The sequence below is a fragment of the Pseudoduganella rivuli genome (assembly GCF_009674485.1).
GTDB lineage: Bacteria > Pseudomonadota > Gammaproteobacteria > Burkholderiales > Burkholderiaceae_D > Rugamonas > Rugamonas rivuli_B.
Genome location: NZ_WKJJ01000008.1, coordinates 57209 through 75039 on the forward strand (window position 1 = coordinate 57209; position 17831 = coordinate 75039).

A 17831-nucleotide genomic window follows, 5' to 3' on the forward strand; every position below is an offset into this window, starting at 1 on the left:
CTCCTCAAAAAGAGACGAAGTCCGTTTCGTCGACCGGCGGCTTGGCCGCGTACACGACCGGGCGCCCGGCTGATGCGCGGCGCCGGGACGCCAAATCATGCACGGTGCCGCGCGCCGGGGTCCTTACCGGCGGCGCCGTATCGGCCACCGTGAAGAAGCGCACCAGTTCCTGCAGCTGGGTTGCCTGGCCGCTCATTTCTTCCGCCGTGGCAGCCAGTTCTTCCGATGAACTGGCGTTGAGCTGGGTGCTCTGGCTCAGTTGCCCCATCGCCATGTTGATCTGGCCCGCACCCACCGATTGTTCTTCCGATCCGGCGGCGATTTCCTGCACCAGGCTTGAGGTGCGGGTAATCGCCGGCACCATCTCGTCAAGCAGCTTGCCGGCCAGTTCCGCCTTGTCCACGCTGCCACTGGCCAGTTCCCCGATTTCCTGCGCCGCCACCTGGCTGCGTTCGGCCAGCTTGCGCACCTCGGCCGCCACCACGGCAAATCCCTTGCCGTGTTCGCCGGCGCGCGCCGCCTCGATGGCCGCGTTCAGCGCCAGCAGGTTGGTTTGATACGCGATGTCGTCAATGATGCCGATCTTGCCGGCAATGCTGCGCATCGCCACCACCGTGTCGCGCACCGCCACGCCGCCTTGCGCCGCCTGGGTGGCCGCCTGCGACGCCATGCTGTCGGTGGTGCGCGCATTGGCTGTGTTTTGCGTGATGGACGAACTCATTTGCTCCACCGCGGCAGAGGTCTGCTCCACGCTGGCCGCCTGTTCGCTGCTGGCCTGGCTCATGCCCTGCGCGGTCGCGCTGACCTGTTCGGACGCGCTGGCCAGCGCATCGGCGGCGCCGCGCACGTCGCCGATGATGCCCGACAGCTTGCCGGCCATGGTGGCGATCGCGTACAGCAGGCTGCTGTCGTCGCCCGGGCGGGTGCTGACCGTGACCGTCAAGTCGCCCTGCGCCACACGGTTGGCGACGCGCACGGCGTAATCCGGTTCGCCGCCCAACTGGCGCAGCAGGTTGCGTGTCAAGAACACACCCAGTGCGCCCACCGTCAGCAAAGTGGCTGCCGCCACGCCGATCAACAGCCGCAGCGCCAGCGCTTTCGCGTCTGCCGCCAGCTTGGCCGCCGCCTCGCCCAGTTGCGCTTTGTATGCGCGGTGTTCCTCGAACACGGCGCCGACGCGGACACCTTCCGGCGCATTCATCAGCAACGCGATGGCTTCCGTATCTTTCTGTTCGCGCGACAGGTGCATCACGCGCAGACGCAGGTTTTCATACGCCTGCACGGCCGCCCGGTCGGCCGCCAGCATGGTGCGGTCCTTGCTATCTGAAATGTCGTTCTTTTCGTAATCCCCCAACGCGTCTTCCACCACCTGCATCCGGTCACGCATCTTTGCTTCCATCTCGACAATGGCAACGCTGTCCGTCAGCGCAATATGGCGCCACACGTCGGCGCGCAGGTTGGAAATGGCCGTGTAGGCGCGGTCGATATCGCGGATGCTGGGGACCGTGTTTTCATTGGCAAAGTTGGCGCGTTCATAGACGGTGTCGATCTGGTTATGGCTGATCACGCCCAGCAGCAGGATGCCGATCAGCGCGCTCAGTACCAGCAGGAACATTTTTTTGGCAACAGTCATGGGTGACGCTTTCTATGTAAAGTTCAACGCACGCCCAGCGTCGGCTGGAGCGCGGATCGTGGATAGGCCGGCGCGGCCCGGTGGCGCGGTGCAACCGGTACACCGGCGACGCTGTCAGTGACCTTGAAATACGCAACCAGTTGCTGCAAATGCGCGGCCTGGCTGCTCATTTCCTCGGAGGTGGCGGCCAGCTCCTCGGACGAGCTGGCGTTTTGCTGGGTAGCCTGGCTCAATTGGCCCAGCGCCATATTGATTTGCGACGCGCCATGCGCCTGCTCCGACGATGCGGCGGCGATTTCCTGCACCAGTTCCGATGTGCGGGTGATCACCGGCACCATGTCATCGAGCAGCCTGCCCGCCAATTCCGCCTGGTTCACGCTGCCGCTGGCCAGTTCACTGATTTCCAGCGCCGCCACCTGGCTGCGCTCGGCCAGTTTGCGCACTTCGGTCGCCACCACCGCGAATCCCTTGCCATGTTCGCCGGCGCGCGCCGCTTCGATGGCGGCGTTCAGCGCCAGCAAGTTGGTCTGGTATGCGATATCGTCAATGATGCTGATTTTGGCGGCAATGCTGCGCATGGCCATCACGGTGGCACGCACTGCCGCGCCGCCTTCCGTGGCCTGGCTGGCTGCCCGCGACGCCATGCTGTCCGTGCTGCGCGCACTGTCCGCATTGCGGTCCACCGTGGCGCTCATCTGCTCCACCGCGGCCGATGTCTCTTCCACACTGGCCGCCTGCTCGCTGCTGGCGTGGCTGATGCTCTGCGCGGTGGAACTGACTTCTTCGGAAGCGCCGGCCAGCGCATCGGCCGCGCCGCGCACTTCGCCGATGATGCCCGACAGTTTTTCCGTCATGCCGCGCAGCGCATACAGCATGCTGCTCTGGTCGCTGGGATGGGTCAGTACGCTGACCGTCAGGTCGCCGCGCGCCACCCGTGCGGCCACTTCGGCGGCATACACCGGTTCGCCGCCCAGCTGGCGCAGCAGGCTGCGCACGATCAGCACCGCCACCGCCGTGGCCAGCAGCACCGCCGCCACCCCGACGCCGATCATCAGCGAGCGCGCCTCTTCATTGCGCACGGCCAGGTCTTTGCGGGCCTGTTCCATCAGGTCGGTCTGCAAATCCTCCATCTTGTCCAGCGCGGCCAGCACGGCTTCGTTTTTCGGCACGAATTCCGTCAGCATGTAGCGCACCGCGCGTTCGCGGTCGTCCTTCAGCAAGGCGAACAATTGGTCATACTTGGGCGTCAGCTCCTTGCGCGCCGCCGTGATCGTGGCCATGACTTCCCGTTCCTCGGCGCCGGACAAGCGTTTTTCCATCTGCGCCAGCGTCTGCTGATTGTCCTGGCGGTTGGCCTGCACCCGCGCCATCATCGCGTCGTATTCGCTCGCATCGACCAGGAACAGGCTGCGCAGCAGGCGCCCGTTGTCCAGCGCCTTGCGCATGGCCTGGTTGGCCATGTCCACCTTGGCGAAGCGGTCGTTGACGATGTCGTCGGCCGTGCGGCTCATCGCCGACATTGCATTCAACCCCACCAGCAGTATCAATACCAGCAGCGACAGCACCATGCCGAACGCCAGCGCCATCCGTACGCTCACCCGCATCTTATTCATGTGTACTCTTCTCCAATTGCCGCATCAGTCCATGTATGTCCAGGATCAGCGCCACGTCGCCACCGCCCAGGATGGTGAATCCGGTGACGCCCGACAAGCCACTGAACATCCGTCCCAGCGGCTTGATCACCGTCTGGAATTCCCCCATCAGGCGGTCCACCACCAGCCCGGCCTTGCGTTCGCCATACCGCACCACCACCACGCTCTCGCGCCGCCCGGCCTGGCCCCCTATGCCGAACTGCTCGCGCAAGCGGCGGAACGGCAGCACTTCGCCGCGCAAGTCCAGGCAGCCGGCTTGCTTGCCCATGCAGGATGGAGTCAGCGCAATGCATTCCTCCACCATTTCAAGCGGAATCACGTAAGTGCAGTCGCCCACGCCGACCATGAAGCCGTCAATGATGGCCAGCGTCAACGGCAAGCGGATGCGCACCGTGCTGCCCTGCCCCGGCAAGCTTTCCAGGCTGACGCTGCCGCGCAGCGCTTCGATATTGGCGCGCACCACATCCATGCCGACACCGCGCCCCGACAGCTTGCTGACCGCATCGGCGGTGGAGAAACCCGGCTCGAAGATCAGGCGGTCGATCTCGCGCGGCGACAGTTCCGCATCGGCCGCCACCAGGCCGCGCTCGAGGGCCTTGCGCAAGATCTTGTCGCGGTCCAGGCCGGCGCCGTCATCGGTGACTTCGATCACGATCTGGCCGGCCTCGTGACGGGCATTGAGCAGCAATTGGCCTTGCGCCGGCTTGCCGCGCGCCAGTCGCGTGGCCGCGGTTTCCATGCCATGGTCGATCGCATTGCGCACCAGGTGGGTCAGCGGATCGGCAATGCGTTCCACCACCATCTTGTCCAGCTCCGTATCGCCACCGGTAATCACGAGGCGGATGTCCTTGCCCAGTTCCTGGCTGGTATCGCGCACCAGGCGCTGGAAACGGTCGAAGGTGGCGCCGATCGGCACCATGCGCAATTTCAGCGCCGAGTCGCGCACCGCCTGCACCAGCTGGTCCAGGGTTTCCGCCGCTTCGCGCATGGCGGTGGCGTCGGCCCGCTGCGCCGCCAGCTTGGCGCCGGCACTGGCCACCACCAGTTCGCCCATCAGGTTGATGTGGTGGTCCATCTTGTCCGCGTCGACCCGCAAGGTGGCGCCACCACGGCTGGCGCGGGCGGCGACCGTCGCATTACCGGCCTGCGCCATGGAATGCGCCGGCGGTGCGGTGACGACCATCGCGCGGCGCTGGCGGATCATGTCCAGCTCCTCCACGCTAAGCGACCCGCAGCGCACCAGGCGCTCGCCGGCGTCCGCTTCACCCGCACCGGACAACTCCTCCAGCAGCGCATCGAAATCCGACAGCGGACTGTCCGGCGGCAGGAAATGCAGGCGGCTGTCCTCGCGCACGAATTCAAACGCGCCGGCAATGGCATCGCGCCCGCAGTCGGCGAGGAACGCGACCTCAAACCCCAGGTGGCAAGTCTCGGGTTCCAGCTCGGCCAGGCGCGGCAGGTGGTCCAGCACGGTTTCCACGTGCAGCACCCGGCCCAGCGTATCCAGGTAGCTGAACAGTGACAGCGGGTCCATGCCATTGCGGAACAGGTCCGGACCGAAACGCAGCGAAAGGTGCCAGTGGCCGGCGGTGTGTCCTGCGCCGCTCGGGGCGGGTGCCGCCACGATCACGGCGGTGCCGGCCGAAATACCTTGCAAGTCCGGCAAGTCCTGCTGCAGGCGCTGCGCCAGGCTTGTCCCATGGGCCAGTACCGCCGCCGGCAAGTCGCCGCCGTCACAGTGCTCGACCAGTTGCAGCAAATGGTCGCCGCTTGCCAGCAGCAGCGCCACGCGGGCGCCGTCGAGCGCCAGTTCGCCGTCGCGCACGCGGTCCAGCAAACTTTCCAGCAAATGGGTGAAGGCAACGATGCGTTCCATGCCAAACAGGCCTGCCGAGCCTTTGATGGTGTGGGCGGCACGGAAAATTTCGTTGATCAGCGTCGCGTCATCCGGAGTACGCTCGACTTGCAGCAGCGCGTCTTCCATCGCGCGCAACAAGTCGCGGCTTTCCGCGATGAAGGTATACACAGGGTTGTCGGCATTCATGCCGGCTCCAGCCCGAACAATTCCTGCATGCGGTACAGCGCCACCACGCCGCTCACCGACGCGGCGGGATTGCGCAACACGACCTGGCGGCCTTGCGCATTGCCCTCCAGCTTGAGCAACGCCAGCAACTGCAGCCCGGCGCTGTCGAACTCCGCCACGGCGCCCAGGTCCAGTGTCAGCACCTGATGCTCCGCCAGCGCCGGCAGCAGGCGCGTACGCCAGCCATCGACGGTAAAGACCGTCAAATCGCCGTCAATGACAACCGCGGCAACGCTGTCAGCGGCAACATTTTCAGTGGAAGTTTCCATGGCGGTTCAGGGCCCGACGAGCTTGTTGACGGCCGCCAGCATTTGTTCCGGCTGGAACGGTTTCACCATCCATGCCCTGGCGCCCGCGTCCCTGCCCGCCTGTTTTTTCGATTCGTTGACTTCGGTGGTCAGCATGACGATGGGCGTGAACCGGTACGCCGGCAATTGCTTGGCGGCGCGCACGAAGCTGATGCCATCCATGTTTGGCATGTTGACGTCGCTGATGATCAGATTGATCTTCTGGCCGGTGAGCCGGGCCAGCGCCTGCGCGCCGTCACTGGCTTCGATGACGTCATACCCTGCGCGCTTGAGCGCGATTCCGACCACCTGGCGCACCGAAGCCGAGTCGTCCACGATCATGATGGTTTTCGCCATGAAATATCCTTAGAAAAAAGTAATGGCCGGAGTACTGGCCGCCGTGCTGCCGCCACCGTGCAGCGCATGCTGTTCGGGGGTCGTATACGTCCGTTCCATGTCACTGAGCCACGCAGCCGCGTCGAGCATGCCCGGGGCCGCCCCGGCCAATACCTCCGACAGCTTGCCGATGTCGGCGCTGACTTGCGCCAGGATCTGACTGGACCGGTCCTGGAATTGCAGCGAAACCAGGATGTCGGAAATGTCGTCGCGAATCAGGTTGCTCTCCGTCCGCAGCAATTGCGTCGCATCACTCAAGCCGCCCGCATTACCGCGGAAGCGCTCCAGTACGGCGTGGATGGTTTGCTCGGCATGGGCCGCCACTTCCGCATCCTGCCGCGCATACTGGCGCGACACCGCCAGCGTGGCCGCAATCACCTTGTTGACGGTCGCCACCGTGGCGCCGATCTGGCGGCCGGTGTCGGCGGAGCGCTGCGACAAGGTCCGCACTTCCCCCGCCACCACGGCAAAGCCTCGTCCGGCCTGGCCGGCGCGGGCCGCTTCGATGGATGCGTTCAGCGATAACAGGTTGGTCTGGGCGGCAATCCGTCCGACGTCGTCCGCCATGTCCTTCAACTGCACCGTCAAGCCTTCCAGCGCGTGGATCTCGGCCAGCATGGCTTCCTTTTCCAGCGCCGCAGTGCGCATGGCTTCCACCACACTGTGCAGGTCGTCCTGGCTGGAACTGAGTAGCGCCAGCACGCTGCCATCGGCATCGCCATCTTCGCCTGTGGACTGGTGGGAGGCGGCGACGGCCGACTCGATGCGCTCGACCAGTTGCGCAAAACGCGCCGCCAGCGACTCGACAGCCTGCTCGGTCTGGGTGCGGGCGCTGCCGATCTGCGCTTCCCATACCGGCAGCACGCTGCCGCACAATACTTCCAGTTCGCCGGCGCCACGCTCCGGCAGCGCAGGCACGGGATTGCGCACGGCCAGCCACCATGCGCAGCCTCCCGTACCAGCGGCCAGCGCCAGCGCCAGCCAGGTTCCATATTCACCGCCGCCGGCCAGCAAGGCCAATGCGCCCGCCATGCCGATCAAGGCCATCAGCCGTACCGCCACGCGGCGCTCGTCTTCCATCACTGCGGTGACGCTCATTGCAGGTCCGTCCAAATTGCTGTCATTATTGTTCTGGCCACGTTGTCTCCAAAGGTTTGTCTAAACATACAAATTGCAAACCTGTTTTTCCATCAGGTCATCCTGAAACATCGGTAAGGATTGCAGCATGGAAGTTAAGGATTTCCCGAGGCAACACTTCTCAGGCCGCGACCGCGGCGCCCTCCGAACGCAGCGACGCCAGGAATTCCGCCACCGGCATGGGCCTGGCGTACAGGTATCCCTGCACCATGTCGCAGCCGACCAGCGCCAGCAAATCGCGCTGCGCCACGGTCTCCACGCCTTCCGCGATGGTTTTCAATCCCAGCTTGTGCGCCATGACGATGATGGCTTCGGCAATGGCCTTGTCGCTGGGATCGGCGTCCAGGTCGCGCACGAACGAGCGGTCGACCTTCAGGTAATCGATATTGAATTTTTTCAGGTACGCCATGGCGGAATAGCCGGTACCGAAGTCGTCCAGCGCCAGTTGCATGCCGGCGCTGCGCAGGCGGGCGAGCTTGTCGACAATATCGGCCCGGTCGGTCAGCAGCAGCCCTTCCGTGATTTCAATCACCATGCTGTGGGGCGGCACATCCAGTTCGCGCAATGCCGCCAGGCAGGTATCGACCAGCGTGTCGCTGACGAACTGGCGCGGCGACACATTGACGCTGACCTGGCACGGCGCGCCGTCCCCCTGCTCCAGCCACTGGCGGGCGGCGGCCGCCGCTTGCCGGAAGATCCAGTTACCCAGCTCGACGATAATCCCCGTCTCTTCCGCGATGGGAATGAACTGGCCGGGCGGCACCATGCCGTGCACCGGATGCTGCCAGCGCAGCAGCGCTTCCGCTTTGCACACGCGGCCGGTCGACAGGTCGACGATCGGCTGCAGCCAGATTTGCAGTTGGCCGTCCGCCAGCGCCTGGCGCAAATCGTTGGCCAGCAGCAGGCGCGACTTGGCTTGCTGATGCATCGGCGGCGTGAAGAAGCGGTAAGCGTTGCGCCCCTCTTCCTTCGCCGCATACATGGCGCGGTCCGCATAGGTGGTCAATTGTTCCACGCTGCCCGCGTCGGCGGGATAGCTGGCGATGCCGATGCTGCCCGACACGTACGCGGTATGGCCATCGAGCTGCAACGGCCGGCGCACCACATCCAGGATGGTTTGCGCGATGCGCCGCAGCGACGCCGTATCGCCATGGTCCGGCAAAATCACCACGAATTCATCGCCACCCAGGCGCGCCACCACGTCCGACGTGCGCACGCAGGTGCGCAGGCGCGCCGCCACTTCCACCAGCAGCCGGTCCCCCATGTGGTGGCCCAGGGAGTCATTGACATCCTTGAAGTGATCCAGGTCGATGAACATCACCGCCACCATGCCGCCGCTGCGGCCGGCCCGCGCGACTTCCTCGCGCAGGCGGTCGCCGAACATGCGCCGGTTCGGCAAGCCGGTCAGCATGTCATAGGCCGCCTGGTGCCGTAATTGTTCCTCGATGCGCTTGCGCTCGATGGCGATGGCGGCCAGATTGCCGGCATTGCAGAACAACTCGCATTCATCGGCCGACAACGGGGTCGGCACATCGCGATGGATGACGATATACCCCAGCACCTTGCCGGCCGCATCGCGGATCGGTTCCACCCAGTCGCCGTCCGGCCATACCTCCGGCGCGCCATCGTCCAGCAGCGTGATGGTGCAGCGCAAGTCCGTGCCCGCTTCTTCCACGTAGGCGGCCACCTGCGCCAGCACCTCGTCCAGCTTGCCGCCCTGCGCCAGCAATTCAAACGCGCGGGCCCGCTTGGCGCCGACGCGCAAGCGCTGCCGGATATCGCTGATGTCGCGCGCCACGCCCACCGTACCCAGCACCGTACCATCGTCGTCCAGCACCGGCGCATGGTAAGTCTGGATCCACGCCGGCCGGCTTGCACCCGGCAGCCATTCTTCACGCTCGACCGTCTTGCGCTGGCGCGTTGCCATCACTTCCAGCTCATCGGCCCGCACCAGGTCGGCGCGCGCGTGCGGCCACCATTCATAGTCGGTCTTGCCGATCATGGCTTCCACCGGTTGCCCGTGGGTTTCCGCGCTTGGCTGGTTGGCGGATAAATAGCGGCCTTCGGTATCCTTCAGCCACACCCACAGCGGTAGCATGTCGAACAACGTGCGCATGTAGCGGGTGCGCTGGCGCAAGGTGGCGGTGCGTTCATGCACGCGCAGTTCCAGGCCCGCGTTCAGCAAATCGATCTGTTGCTTGGAGCGGCGCAGCCGCACCAGGAAATACGCCAGCCCGGCCAGCATCGCGCAGCTGCCGGCCGCCACCGTCCACAGCCAGCGCTGCTGCAGGGTACGCCAGCGCAGCTCGTCGGTCTGCTGGCGGTTGCGGCGGGTCAGTTCATCGATTTCACGCTGCTTGCTTTCCGACTTGTAATGCCGCGCCAGTTCCAGCATCTGGGTGCCGAGCTTTTCGCGCGTGGCGCGCGCCATCAGTTCGTTCGCTTCCGCGAGCAGCTTGTAGGCCTGCGCCTGGTTGCCGTCGGCGGCGGCCAGGGCCGCCAGGCGTTTGGTGCTCTCGCCCAGGTAAATCCGGATATCGATGGTTTTCGCCACCGCGTACGCCTCGGCGGCATCCGCGCGGGCGGCGGCCATCCGGCCCTGCGCCTCGGCATTGATGCTGCGGGCGCCCAGCGCGTACCACCGGTTCAGTGGATTCGGGTAGCGCGCATTGATCGACAGGACTTCATCGAGCAAGCGCTGCGCGTCGTCGTAGCGCTGCTGGCGGCGCTTGAATTCCGCCAGCGTATACAGTGCGGTATTCTGGTAAAAAGGCGCGCCGGCGTCACGCGCCAGCAGCAGCGCGTCGTGCGTCAGTTGCTCGGCGCCGGCCAGGTCGTCCTGCCTGGCTTTTTCCATGGCCAGGCCCAGCAAGGCTTCCATTTCCAGCAAGGCCGAATGCGCAAGCCGCGCTTGCTGCCGCATGTGTTCATAATGCTCTGCGGACTCCCGGAAGTGGCCGCCAAAACGGTACACGAAGGCCAGTCCCTGGTGCGAATACGCCAGCACCAGCGGATCGTGGCTGGCGTGCGCAATATCCATCGATTGCATTGCCATCGCCACGGATTCCGGCAGCATGTCGTAGCGGTAATACATCATCGCCATACGCAACAGCGCTTCGCCCAGCAAGTCCGGCCGGTCCACCCCCTTCAGCAATTCCACGCTGTGCTTGGCGGCGGCCAGCATGGCGTCGATCCTGGCCGTGTTGACGGACGTGATGACGATGTTCAGTTCCGCTTCGGCCTGGCCGACGCGGTCATCCGACTTGGCCGCCAGGTCGAGCGCTTGCCGCGCGTGGCGCTCCGCTTCGGCGGTCTGCCCCAGGTTCGCTTCGGTGCGCGCCAGCAGGTTCAGGGCCCGCGCGCGGTCGGCGGGTGCGGCATCGGACGGCAACGCGGCCAGCAGCCGCGTTGCCTTGCCCAGGGCGCGCGGCAAATCGTTCTCCGCCAGGATGCGGGTCTGCGCGACGTCGTCGCGCCATGCACTGGCGGGGTCGGGAGCGGCCATACCGGGGCGGGTGCAGCCCATCATGGCCAGTCCCAGCAGCAATAGGCAGGGATGGGGGAACCGCATCAACAAAGACTCAACAAGGCGTGCAAGAAAATGTACAAGTTTTTACAACGGAATTTGTATCTTCCCTGAACACTGCCGGCCCGCCCATCAGGAAATTCCGATATTGGCGTAGGGATCGCAGCCTGAATGGCGCATTCCGTCGGGAATTCCTTACCCAGAATCAGGCGGGCCCGATATCGGTCACCCGACCAACTTACGATAATCGGCAGATACCAATAATCCAACAATCACTACTGACATGAATTTCTCGAACCTCCGGCTCGGCACGCGCCTTGCCATTGGCTATTCCGCCGTGGCGGCGGCGCTGGTCGCCGCCATCGGCATCGCCGCCTGGCGCTTTGGCGCGGTACACGAAGCAGTCGACTTCATGGTGAATGACGTCATGACCAAGGAGCGCCTGGTCGCCGCCTGGGCCGCCAATACCAACCTGAATGGCGCACGCACCTTCATGATCCTGGAAATGGATAACGAATCCCGGCTGGCCCGGGTGCAGGAACTGGTGCGGAAAACCAGCACGGACATCTCAGCGCTGCAAAAGCAGCTGGAAGGCCATGACAAGAATGCGCAAGAGCAGGAATTGCTGGCCAGGATCGCGCGGGCGCGCAACGACTATATCAACTTGCGCGCGGCGGTATTCAAGCAGCGCGAATCGGACCCGGATGGCGCGCGGGAACGGGCCTGGCGTGAACTCGATCCGCTGCTGGCTGGCTATGTCGGCAGTATCCGCAAGCTGACGGAGTATGAAGCTGCCACCACGTCGGACATCCGCGGCGACACGGCCGATCTGGCGAGCTCGTCACAACGCTTGCTGGCCTTGCTCGGTGCGGCGACCCTGCTGTCGTCCGCGCTGATCGGCGCGTACATCATTCGCGGCACCCTGCGCCAACTGGGCGGCGATCCGGCCGACGTCAAACGTATTGCCAACCGTATCGCGGTCGGCGACCTGGCGGTCGGCATCGTCACCCGCCCGGGCGATACCACCAGCGTCATGTACGCCGTCAGGCAAATGCAGGACAGCTTTGCCCGCATCGTGTCGCAGGTGCGGCAAGGCGCCATGGCGCTGCAATCGGCATCGGAGGAAATTGCGGCGGGCAATGGCGACTTGTCCGCCCGTACGGAAGCGCAGACCACCGCGCTGGAACGCACGGCGGCGTCGGTACAGCGACAGGCCGAGGCCATGCGGCACCATGCGGCGCGCGCCACCAGCGCCAGCGAACTGGCCAGCGCCGCTTCCGTCGTGGCGGAACGGGGCGGCGTGGCAATGGCCGACGCGGTACGCATGATGGAGACCACGCAGCAATCCGCCCTGCGCATCGTGGACATCATTGGCGTGATCGACGGCATCGCCTTCCAGACCAATATCCTGGCGCTGAACGCCGCGGTGGAGGCGGCGCGCGCGGGCGAACACGGGCGCGGCTTCGCCGTCGTCGCATCCGAAGTGCGCGCGCTGGCGCAGCGCAGCGCGCAGGCCGCAGGCGAAATCAAGCGACTGATCGGTGCATCGGTCACTAACGCCGAAGCGGGCAGCATGCTGATCGGACAGGCGGGCGGCACCATGCGCGACGTCGTGGCACAGATCGGCCGCGTGCGCGACGCGATCGGCGATCTCAGCCAGGCCAGCCGCGAACACGCCGAAGGTGTCGAGCAAGTCACTTTCACTGTCGTGCAAATGGACGACGCCACACAGCAAAACGCCGCGCTGGTGGAGCAGATGGCGGCCGCGTCGGAGGCGCTGCGCGAACAGGCCGCCCGCCTGGCGCAGTCGGTCGATGCGTTCCGGTTGCCAGTTGACGGACCGGCAAGGCGTTGACGGCGGCAGGGCAAGACAGTGTTGTATTACGACCCTGACGGCTTGCCCGCCGCCCCCGCTCATGTCAGCATGCATCCGTGGCAAACCGCATCCTGCGCGGCTCCACGGAAAGATGACAAAAGCAGGATTTCGCAGCAAATGTCCCCGTGGAGACCGACGATGCGCACACCTGACATCAAGACCCGCTTTACCATCCTGCTTGCCTGCTTTGCCCTGGGATTCATGATATATGGCGCCTGGTCGATCAAGCTGTTGCGGGAAGTGCGTGTCACCGGGCCGATTTACGACCGCATCGTGCAGAGCAAAGACCTTGTGGCAGACATCCTGCCACCGCCGGAATACATCATTGAGTCCTACCTCGTTACTTTCCAACTGCAAGCCTCATCGGATCCTGCGGAACAGGAGCGCCTGATGCAAAGGATCCAAGCCTTGCAGGCGGAATACGATACGCGCCACAAGTTCTGGCTGGAGCAGGCGCTGGAACCGGAATTGAAACAGGCCTACCTGCACGATGCGCACACGCCGGCGCAAGCGTTTTATGGCGTGGTCCAGAAGGAATTCCTGCCCGCCATCCGCAAGCAGGACAAGGAGGCGGCAACCGCCGCCATGGCGCGCCTGCATGGCCACTATGAACAACACCGGCAAGCCATCGACCGTGTGGTGGACATGGCGAACAAGCGTTCAGCCACCGATGAAACGGCGGCGCGTGAACGCATCGAGGCGGCCAGCTGGCAAATGCCGGCCATCCTGCTGCTGTCGCTGGCGGCCGGTGTCGGTGTCGCGGTGCATATCCTGCGCCAGCTGTTCCGCCAGCTGGGCGGCGATCCCGCCGCGGCGGCCGAACTGGCCGACCGCATCGCTTCCGGCGACCTGACCGCCCCGATCCGGCTGCGTCCTGGCGACAGCAGCAGCCTGCTGCATGCCATGCAGGAAATGCGTGACAACCTGGCGTTGATCGTATCGCGGGCGCGCAGTGCGACCGAAGCGATTTCCAGCGCATCGTCGCAAATTGCCAGCGGCAACCAGGACCTGGCGACACGCACGTCGGAACAGGCCGGATCGCTGGAGCAAACCACGGCGTCGATGCATGGGTTGACCAGCACCGTCGAGCAAAACGCCGGCCTGGCGCAGCAAGCCAACCAGCTGGCGGACGCCGCATCGGAAACCGCGCGCCGCGGCGGCGACGTGGTATCGCAAGTGGTGCAAACCATGGGCGCCATCAATGCCTCGTCGCGCCGCATTGCCGACATCATCGGCGTCATCGACGGCATCGCTTTTCAAACCAATATCCTGGCGCTGAATGCCGCCGTGGAAGCGGCCCGCGCCGGTGAGCAGGGACGCGGTTTTGCCGTGGTGGCGTCGGAAGTGCGTTCGCTGGCGCAGCGTTCGGCGGCGGCGGCCAAGGAAATCAAGGAATTGATCGGCGACTCCGTGCAGCAAGTCGTGGCCGGCAGTGCACTGGCCGACCAGGCCGGCGCCACCATGCAGGACGTGGTGGCCAGCATCGAGCGGGTGGCGGGCATCATGAACGACATTACGCAGGCCAGCCATCACCAGAACGGCGGTATCGCCCAGGTGCACGATGCGCTGCGCCAGATGGATGCGGCCACCCATCAGAATGCCGCGCTGGTGGAACAGGCGTCGGCCGCCGCGCAATCGATGCAGGCGCAGGCTGGCCAGCTGGTGGACGTGGTCAGTGTATTCCGGCTCAATGACGAAGCGCCGCCGGCGCGCCCGGTGGCGACGTCTCCCGCTGCGCGTCCGGACGTACCCCGGCTGCGGGCCGCCTGAGCGCAGGCGCGGCGCGCCACCCGTGTTCACCCCGGACTTAACGGGAGGATGCCGCCGCGTACGCCACGACATAGTCCCGGCCGGGCTCAAGCGTCATCTCATAATGGCCCGTGCTCGCCGTGCGGATCACCCCCTCCCTGCAGCGCGGCGCAACGGTGCTCGCGAAGCGCAGCGTGCCCTGGCCGCCATGCGCACGGACCCGGATTTCCGTGGTGCTGGCCGCCACGTCGATATCGCCGTGCGGCGTCGGCACTTTGCCTTCGATCCACTCCAGGCAGCCCAGCCGGGGTTCCACCACATACGTGGCATAGCCTGGCTGCACCGGCCGCACGCCCAGGTAATAGCGGCCGAACAGGTACAGGGGGCTGGCGCCCCACGCGTGACACAGGCTCATGCCGAACGCCTTGCCATACATGGCGTAGCGTTCAGGCGCTTTTTGCGCCGGATCGTACTGTTCCCAGAAACAGGTGGCGCCATCGTTCAGCATCCCGCCCCAGTAATCCCGGACCTGGCCGGTAACGTAATCCTGCCGGCCGCTCTCCGCCAGCGCCGCCAGTTCATAAAAGCGCATATACGGCGTGGTGATCTTTTGCACCTGGTCGTTCATCAGCACGTTGCGTTTCACCGCTTCCGCCTGCGCCGCATCGAGATAGCCGAACATCAGGGCAAACATGTTGGGATGGCGCGTCACCAGCGTATCGGGCTTGCCGTCCTTGCGGCGGTGGATGAACGCTTGCCGCTCGGGGTCCCAGAACGCGGCCATGATTTTCTGTTTCAAGTCCGCCGCGAGTGCGCGGTATTTCGCCGCCCGCTCAACGTCTTTCACCAGCGTGGCGGAATCCGCCATGGCGTCAAGGCTGCGGGCCAGCAGCAGCTGGATCACCGCCAGTTCGCCATCGGTGGGCATCGGCGCCCAGTCGACGAACACCCAGTCGCCCGGCATGCCTTCCAGCATGCCGTTGCTGTTGCGCCGTCCCAGCACAAAATCCATCAACGTCACCATGCGCGGATAAATGCTTTGCACGAAAGCCGCGTCGCCCGTGTAGCGGTAATAGTCGTCGATGCCGATAAACCAGTACAGCGAATAGTCCAGGATGGTATTGATGTGCATATCGACCGGATCGGCGCCCCGTAGCGCCCACGTGGTGCGCTTCACGGTATCGCTGTCGAAGAACGCGTAGTAATTCATCAAATACGTTTGCACGGCATCGCCTGACCAGATCCAATGGTCGCGTTTGATACCGTCAAGGAAGAATTCGCGCGTATTCAATTCCAGTGTCCGCAGCGAGACATCCCAGATGCGGTTCAGCGCCGCATCGGAACTTTTAAAGCTGCCGCGCCGCACCTGCGGCAGGTATTCGTACAGCAGCGCGACATCGCCAATGTCCACGTCATCGTCAAAACGGATATTCACGTAGCGCATGGCGCGCGAGTTGGGCAAGACCATGTCGCCGTCATGGGCGATGGCCAGGCGGTCCAGCGTCTCGCCAGTCTCGGTGGCGAGCGCTTCTTCCAGCGATTCGCCGTAATACAGTGTCACGTTGCCCCGGCCCTTCACCTGCTTCAATTTCACGAAACCGATGGTTTCCTGCCCGAAGTCCACCAGCAACGAGTGTGCGCCACGCTGGATCCTGGCCGCGCCGATTTCCCGTGTCGCCAGCCGGTAACGCGACGGCGGCGCGGCGGGCGTATCGAAGTGCCAGCTGGCCGCCTGCACTGGCACGCCGTTCAACGGTTTGTAAAAGGGTTTCGGCCCGACAGTCCAGTGGCCGTCCGACCGGATGGTCTTGCCCTGCACGTAGATGGCAGGCGGCGTGGCGGCGTTATAGACCTGCACATTGATGCCATGCTTGCCGGCCGGGACCAGGACATGGCGCTGGTCGCCCTGCACGAATTTGCCGTCCACCACCACGCTGTATTTGCCCTCCACCTGCAGCGAGATGGTTTCCGGCTCCGCCAGGTCCACGTGGCGGGTGAAATTGACTTGCGGCTGGTGGCTGTAAAAGCGCCAGAACGGCATGAACAGTGCATCGCGTTCATTGCGTTTGACTTGCATTTCATTGCTCAGCCAAATCTCGAAATCGCCGGGATACCAGATCCACGTGGCCGGCGCCGGGGCCTGGGCCATGCCGGTGAGGGGAAAAACGAGTGCCGCGATGGCGGCGGCAAGGTGGCGTGCAGATAGTTTCATGCCACCATGTTATCCATAACAGGACGCCATGGTGATCAATTTTTTGATTATCCGGCCAGGCTTCGGTTTTCCGCCTTGTGCGCGGCCTTGCACGCATACATGGCCTGATCCGCATAGCGCATCAAGTGATCCGTCGCATCGCCATGTTCCGGGTACAGCGCAATCCCGATGCTGGCGGCCGCCTGCATGCGCACGCCCGCCAGCGGCAACGGCTTGCCGATGGCCTGGTGGATTTTGGCCACGACGGCTTGCGCCTGTTCCATCGTGTCGACATTTTCCAGCAGCGCCACGAATTCATCGCCGCCCAGGCGCGCCACCGTATCGCACTCGCGCACGCAGCTCACGATGCGGCGCGCCACCGCTTGCAGCAACTGGTCGCCGATCGCGTGGCCATAGTCATCGTTGACGCGCTTGAAGTCATCCAGATCGATGAACAGCAGCGCCCCGCGCGACCGGTCGCGGCGGCTGCGGGCAAAGGCCGATTGCATGCGGTCCTGGAACAGGCGGCGGTTCGGCAAGCCCGTCAATTCGTCATAGCGGGCCGCATAGGCCAGGTCCGCGTGCAGCGCCAGCCGTTCGATGACGGTGGCGGCCTGGGCCGCTGCGAATTGCAGCACGTCGCGGTCGTGCGCGGACAGCACGGCGGCGTGCTCGACGTCAAAGCGCAGTTCGCCGAATTTCATGCCCGGCGTGGACATCGGTTCGGCAAACCAGCGCGACGTGTCCGGCGGCGCACCCGCCGCACCGTCGACGCCCGGCATGGCCGCGGCATAGGCCACGCGCGCACCCGGATCCAGCACGGCGGCCAGCCCCCGCAGCGGCATCAGTTCCAGCAAAATCCCATGAAATGCCACGAACAGCGCCTCCAGCGATTCCGCCCCCTGCGCCGCCGTCGACAGCGCCAGCATGCCGGCCAGCCGCTGCTCCGCCAGCTTGCGTTCGCTGATATCGCGCGCCACGCCGATCCGCAACTGGTCTTCATCCGACCAGCGCGCCGACCACATGATGTGCGCCACGCTGCCATCCTTGCGCAGGTAGCGGTTTTCAAAGCCGAAGCCGGGGCGCCCGCGCGCCACCTGCGCCATTTCCGCAACGGTGCGCTGCAAGTCGCCGGGATGGATGAAGTCGAGTATCTGGCGCCCGATCATTTCATCGGGCTGGTAGCCGAACACGGCCGTACAGGCGGGATTCACGTAGACGATGCGGCCGCCCTCTTCCACCAGAAAAACCACATCCAGCAGCAAGTCAGCCAAACGGTGCAAAGTGTTGTTCATTGCCTG

11 protein-coding genes are annotated in these 17831 nt (G+C 64.8%); 2 read left to right on the top strand and 9 right to left on the bottom strand.

The features are described from left to right. Window positions 1-4: 4 nt before the first annotated feature. From GJ700_RS13860 to GJ700_RS13890, 7 genes are all read right to left on the bottom strand, one after another. Window positions 5-1633, bottom strand: a complete 1629-nt coding sequence (locus tag GJ700_RS13860; protein WP_154374744.1) for a methyl-accepting chemotaxis protein — start codon at window positions 1631-1633, stop codon at window positions 5-7. A 23-nt stretch (window positions 1634-1656) separates the two neighbouring features. Continuing rightward, window positions 1657-3246, bottom strand: a complete 1590-nt coding sequence (locus GJ700_RS13865; protein ID WP_229506996.1) for a methyl-accepting chemotaxis protein — start codon at window positions 3244-3246, stop codon at window positions 1657-1659. After that, window positions 3239-5329 carry a chemotaxis protein CheA gene (locus GJ700_RS13870; RefSeq protein ID WP_154374746.1) on the bottom strand — a complete coding sequence of 697 codons (2091 nt, stop codon included), beginning with the start codon at window positions 5327-5329 and terminating at the stop codon, window positions 3239-3241. The genes GJ700_RS13865 and GJ700_RS13870 overlap by 8 nt, the downstream gene beginning before the upstream one ends. Beyond that, entirely contained in the window at window positions 5326-5637 is a 312-nt protein-coding gene (locus GJ700_RS13875; RefSeq protein ID WP_154374747.1) for an STAS domain-containing protein, read from the bottom strand. Before GJ700_RS13875 ends, GJ700_RS13870 begins: the two co-directional genes overlap by 4 nt. A 6-nt stretch (window positions 5638-5643) precedes the next feature. Further along, the gene (locus GJ700_RS13880) at window positions 5644-6012 is read right to left on the bottom strand and encodes a response regulator (protein ID WP_154374749.1); all 369 of its coding nucleotides are present in this window, start codon (window positions 6010-6012) and stop codon (window positions 5644-5646) included. 9 nt (window positions 6013-6021) lie between these two features. Continuing rightward, on the bottom strand, window positions 6022-7149 hold the full coding sequence (locus GJ700_RS13885; protein WP_154374751.1) for a methyl-accepting chemotaxis protein: 1128 nt from the start codon (window positions 7147-7149) through the stop codon (window positions 6022-6024). A 160-nt stretch (window positions 7150-7309) separates the two neighbouring features. Then, window positions 7310-10759, bottom strand: coding sequence for an EAL domain-containing protein (locus GJ700_RS13890; protein WP_154374753.1), 3450 nt, complete (start codon window positions 10757-10759; stop codon window positions 7310-7312). A 238-nt stretch (window positions 10760-10997) separates the two neighbouring features. On the opposite strand from GJ700_RS13890, the gene GJ700_RS13895 reads away from it, so the two are divergent. Continuing rightward, window positions 10998-12569 carry a methyl-accepting chemotaxis protein gene (locus GJ700_RS13895; protein WP_154374755.1) on the top strand — a complete coding sequence of 524 codons (1572 nt, stop codon included), beginning with the start codon at window positions 10998-11000 and terminating at the stop codon, window positions 12567-12569. 159 nt (window positions 12570-12728) lie between these two features. Next, window positions 12729-14360, top strand: coding sequence for a methyl-accepting chemotaxis protein (locus tag GJ700_RS36095; RefSeq protein ID WP_154374757.1), 1632 nt, complete (start codon window positions 12729-12731; stop codon window positions 14358-14360). A gap of 37 nt (window positions 14361-14397) precedes the next feature. On the opposite strand, the gene GJ700_RS13905 is transcribed toward GJ700_RS36095, so the two are convergent. Together GJ700_RS13905 and GJ700_RS13910 are read right to left on the bottom strand one after the other, a co-directional pair. After that, window positions 14398-16551, bottom strand: coding sequence for an alpha-L-rhamnosidase-related protein (locus GJ700_RS13905; RefSeq protein ID WP_154374759.1), 2154 nt, complete (start codon window positions 16549-16551; stop codon window positions 14398-14400). Window positions 16552-16598: 47 nt separating this feature from the next. Further along, window positions 16599-17825 (bottom strand): GGDEF domain-containing protein, encoded by a 1227-nt coding sequence (locus tag GJ700_RS13910; RefSeq protein WP_154374761.1) that lies wholly within the window; start codon window positions 17823-17825, stop codon window positions 16599-16601. Between the last annotated feature and the right edge of the window lie 6 nt (window positions 17826-17831).

Coding starts and splice junctions, on each gene's coding strand:
- GJ700_RS13860 (WP_154374744.1), bottom strand. CDS start 1,633: ATGACTGTTGCCAAAAAAATGTTCCTGCTGGTACTGAGCGCGCTGATC.
- GJ700_RS13865 (WP_229506996.1), bottom strand. CDS start 3,246: ATGAATAAGATGCGGGTGAGCGTACGGATGGCGCTGGCGTTCGGCATG.
- GJ700_RS13870 (WP_154374746.1), bottom strand. CDS start 5,329: ATGAATGCCGACAACCCTGTGTATACCTTCATCGCGGAAAGCCGCGAC.
- GJ700_RS13875 (WP_154374747.1), bottom strand. CDS start 5,637: ATGGAAACTTCCACTGAAAATGTTGCCGCTGACAGCGTTGCCGCGGTT.
- GJ700_RS13880 (WP_154374749.1), bottom strand. CDS start 6,012: ATGGCGAAAACCATCATGATCGTGGACGACTCGGCTTCGGTGCGCCAG.
- GJ700_RS13885 (WP_154374751.1), bottom strand. CDS start 7,149: ATGAGCGTCACCGCAGTGATGGAAGACGAGCGCCGCGTGGCGGTACGG.
- GJ700_RS13890 (WP_154374753.1), bottom strand. CDS start 10,759: ATGCGGTTCCCCCATCCCTGCCTATTGCTGCTGGGACTGGCCATGATG.
- GJ700_RS13895 (WP_154374755.1), top strand. CDS start 10,998: ATGAATTTCTCGAACCTCCGGCTCGGCACGCGCCTTGCCATTGGCTAT.
- GJ700_RS36095 (WP_154374757.1), top strand. CDS start 12,729: ATGCGCACACCTGACATCAAGACCCGCTTTACCATCCTGCTTGCCTGC.
- GJ700_RS13905 (WP_154374759.1), bottom strand. CDS start 16,551: ATGAAACTATCTGCACGCCACCTTGCCGCCGCCATCGCGGCACTCGTT.
- GJ700_RS13910 (WP_154374761.1), bottom strand. CDS start 17,825: ATGAACAACACTTTGCACCGTTTGGCTGACTTGCTGCTGGATGTGGTT.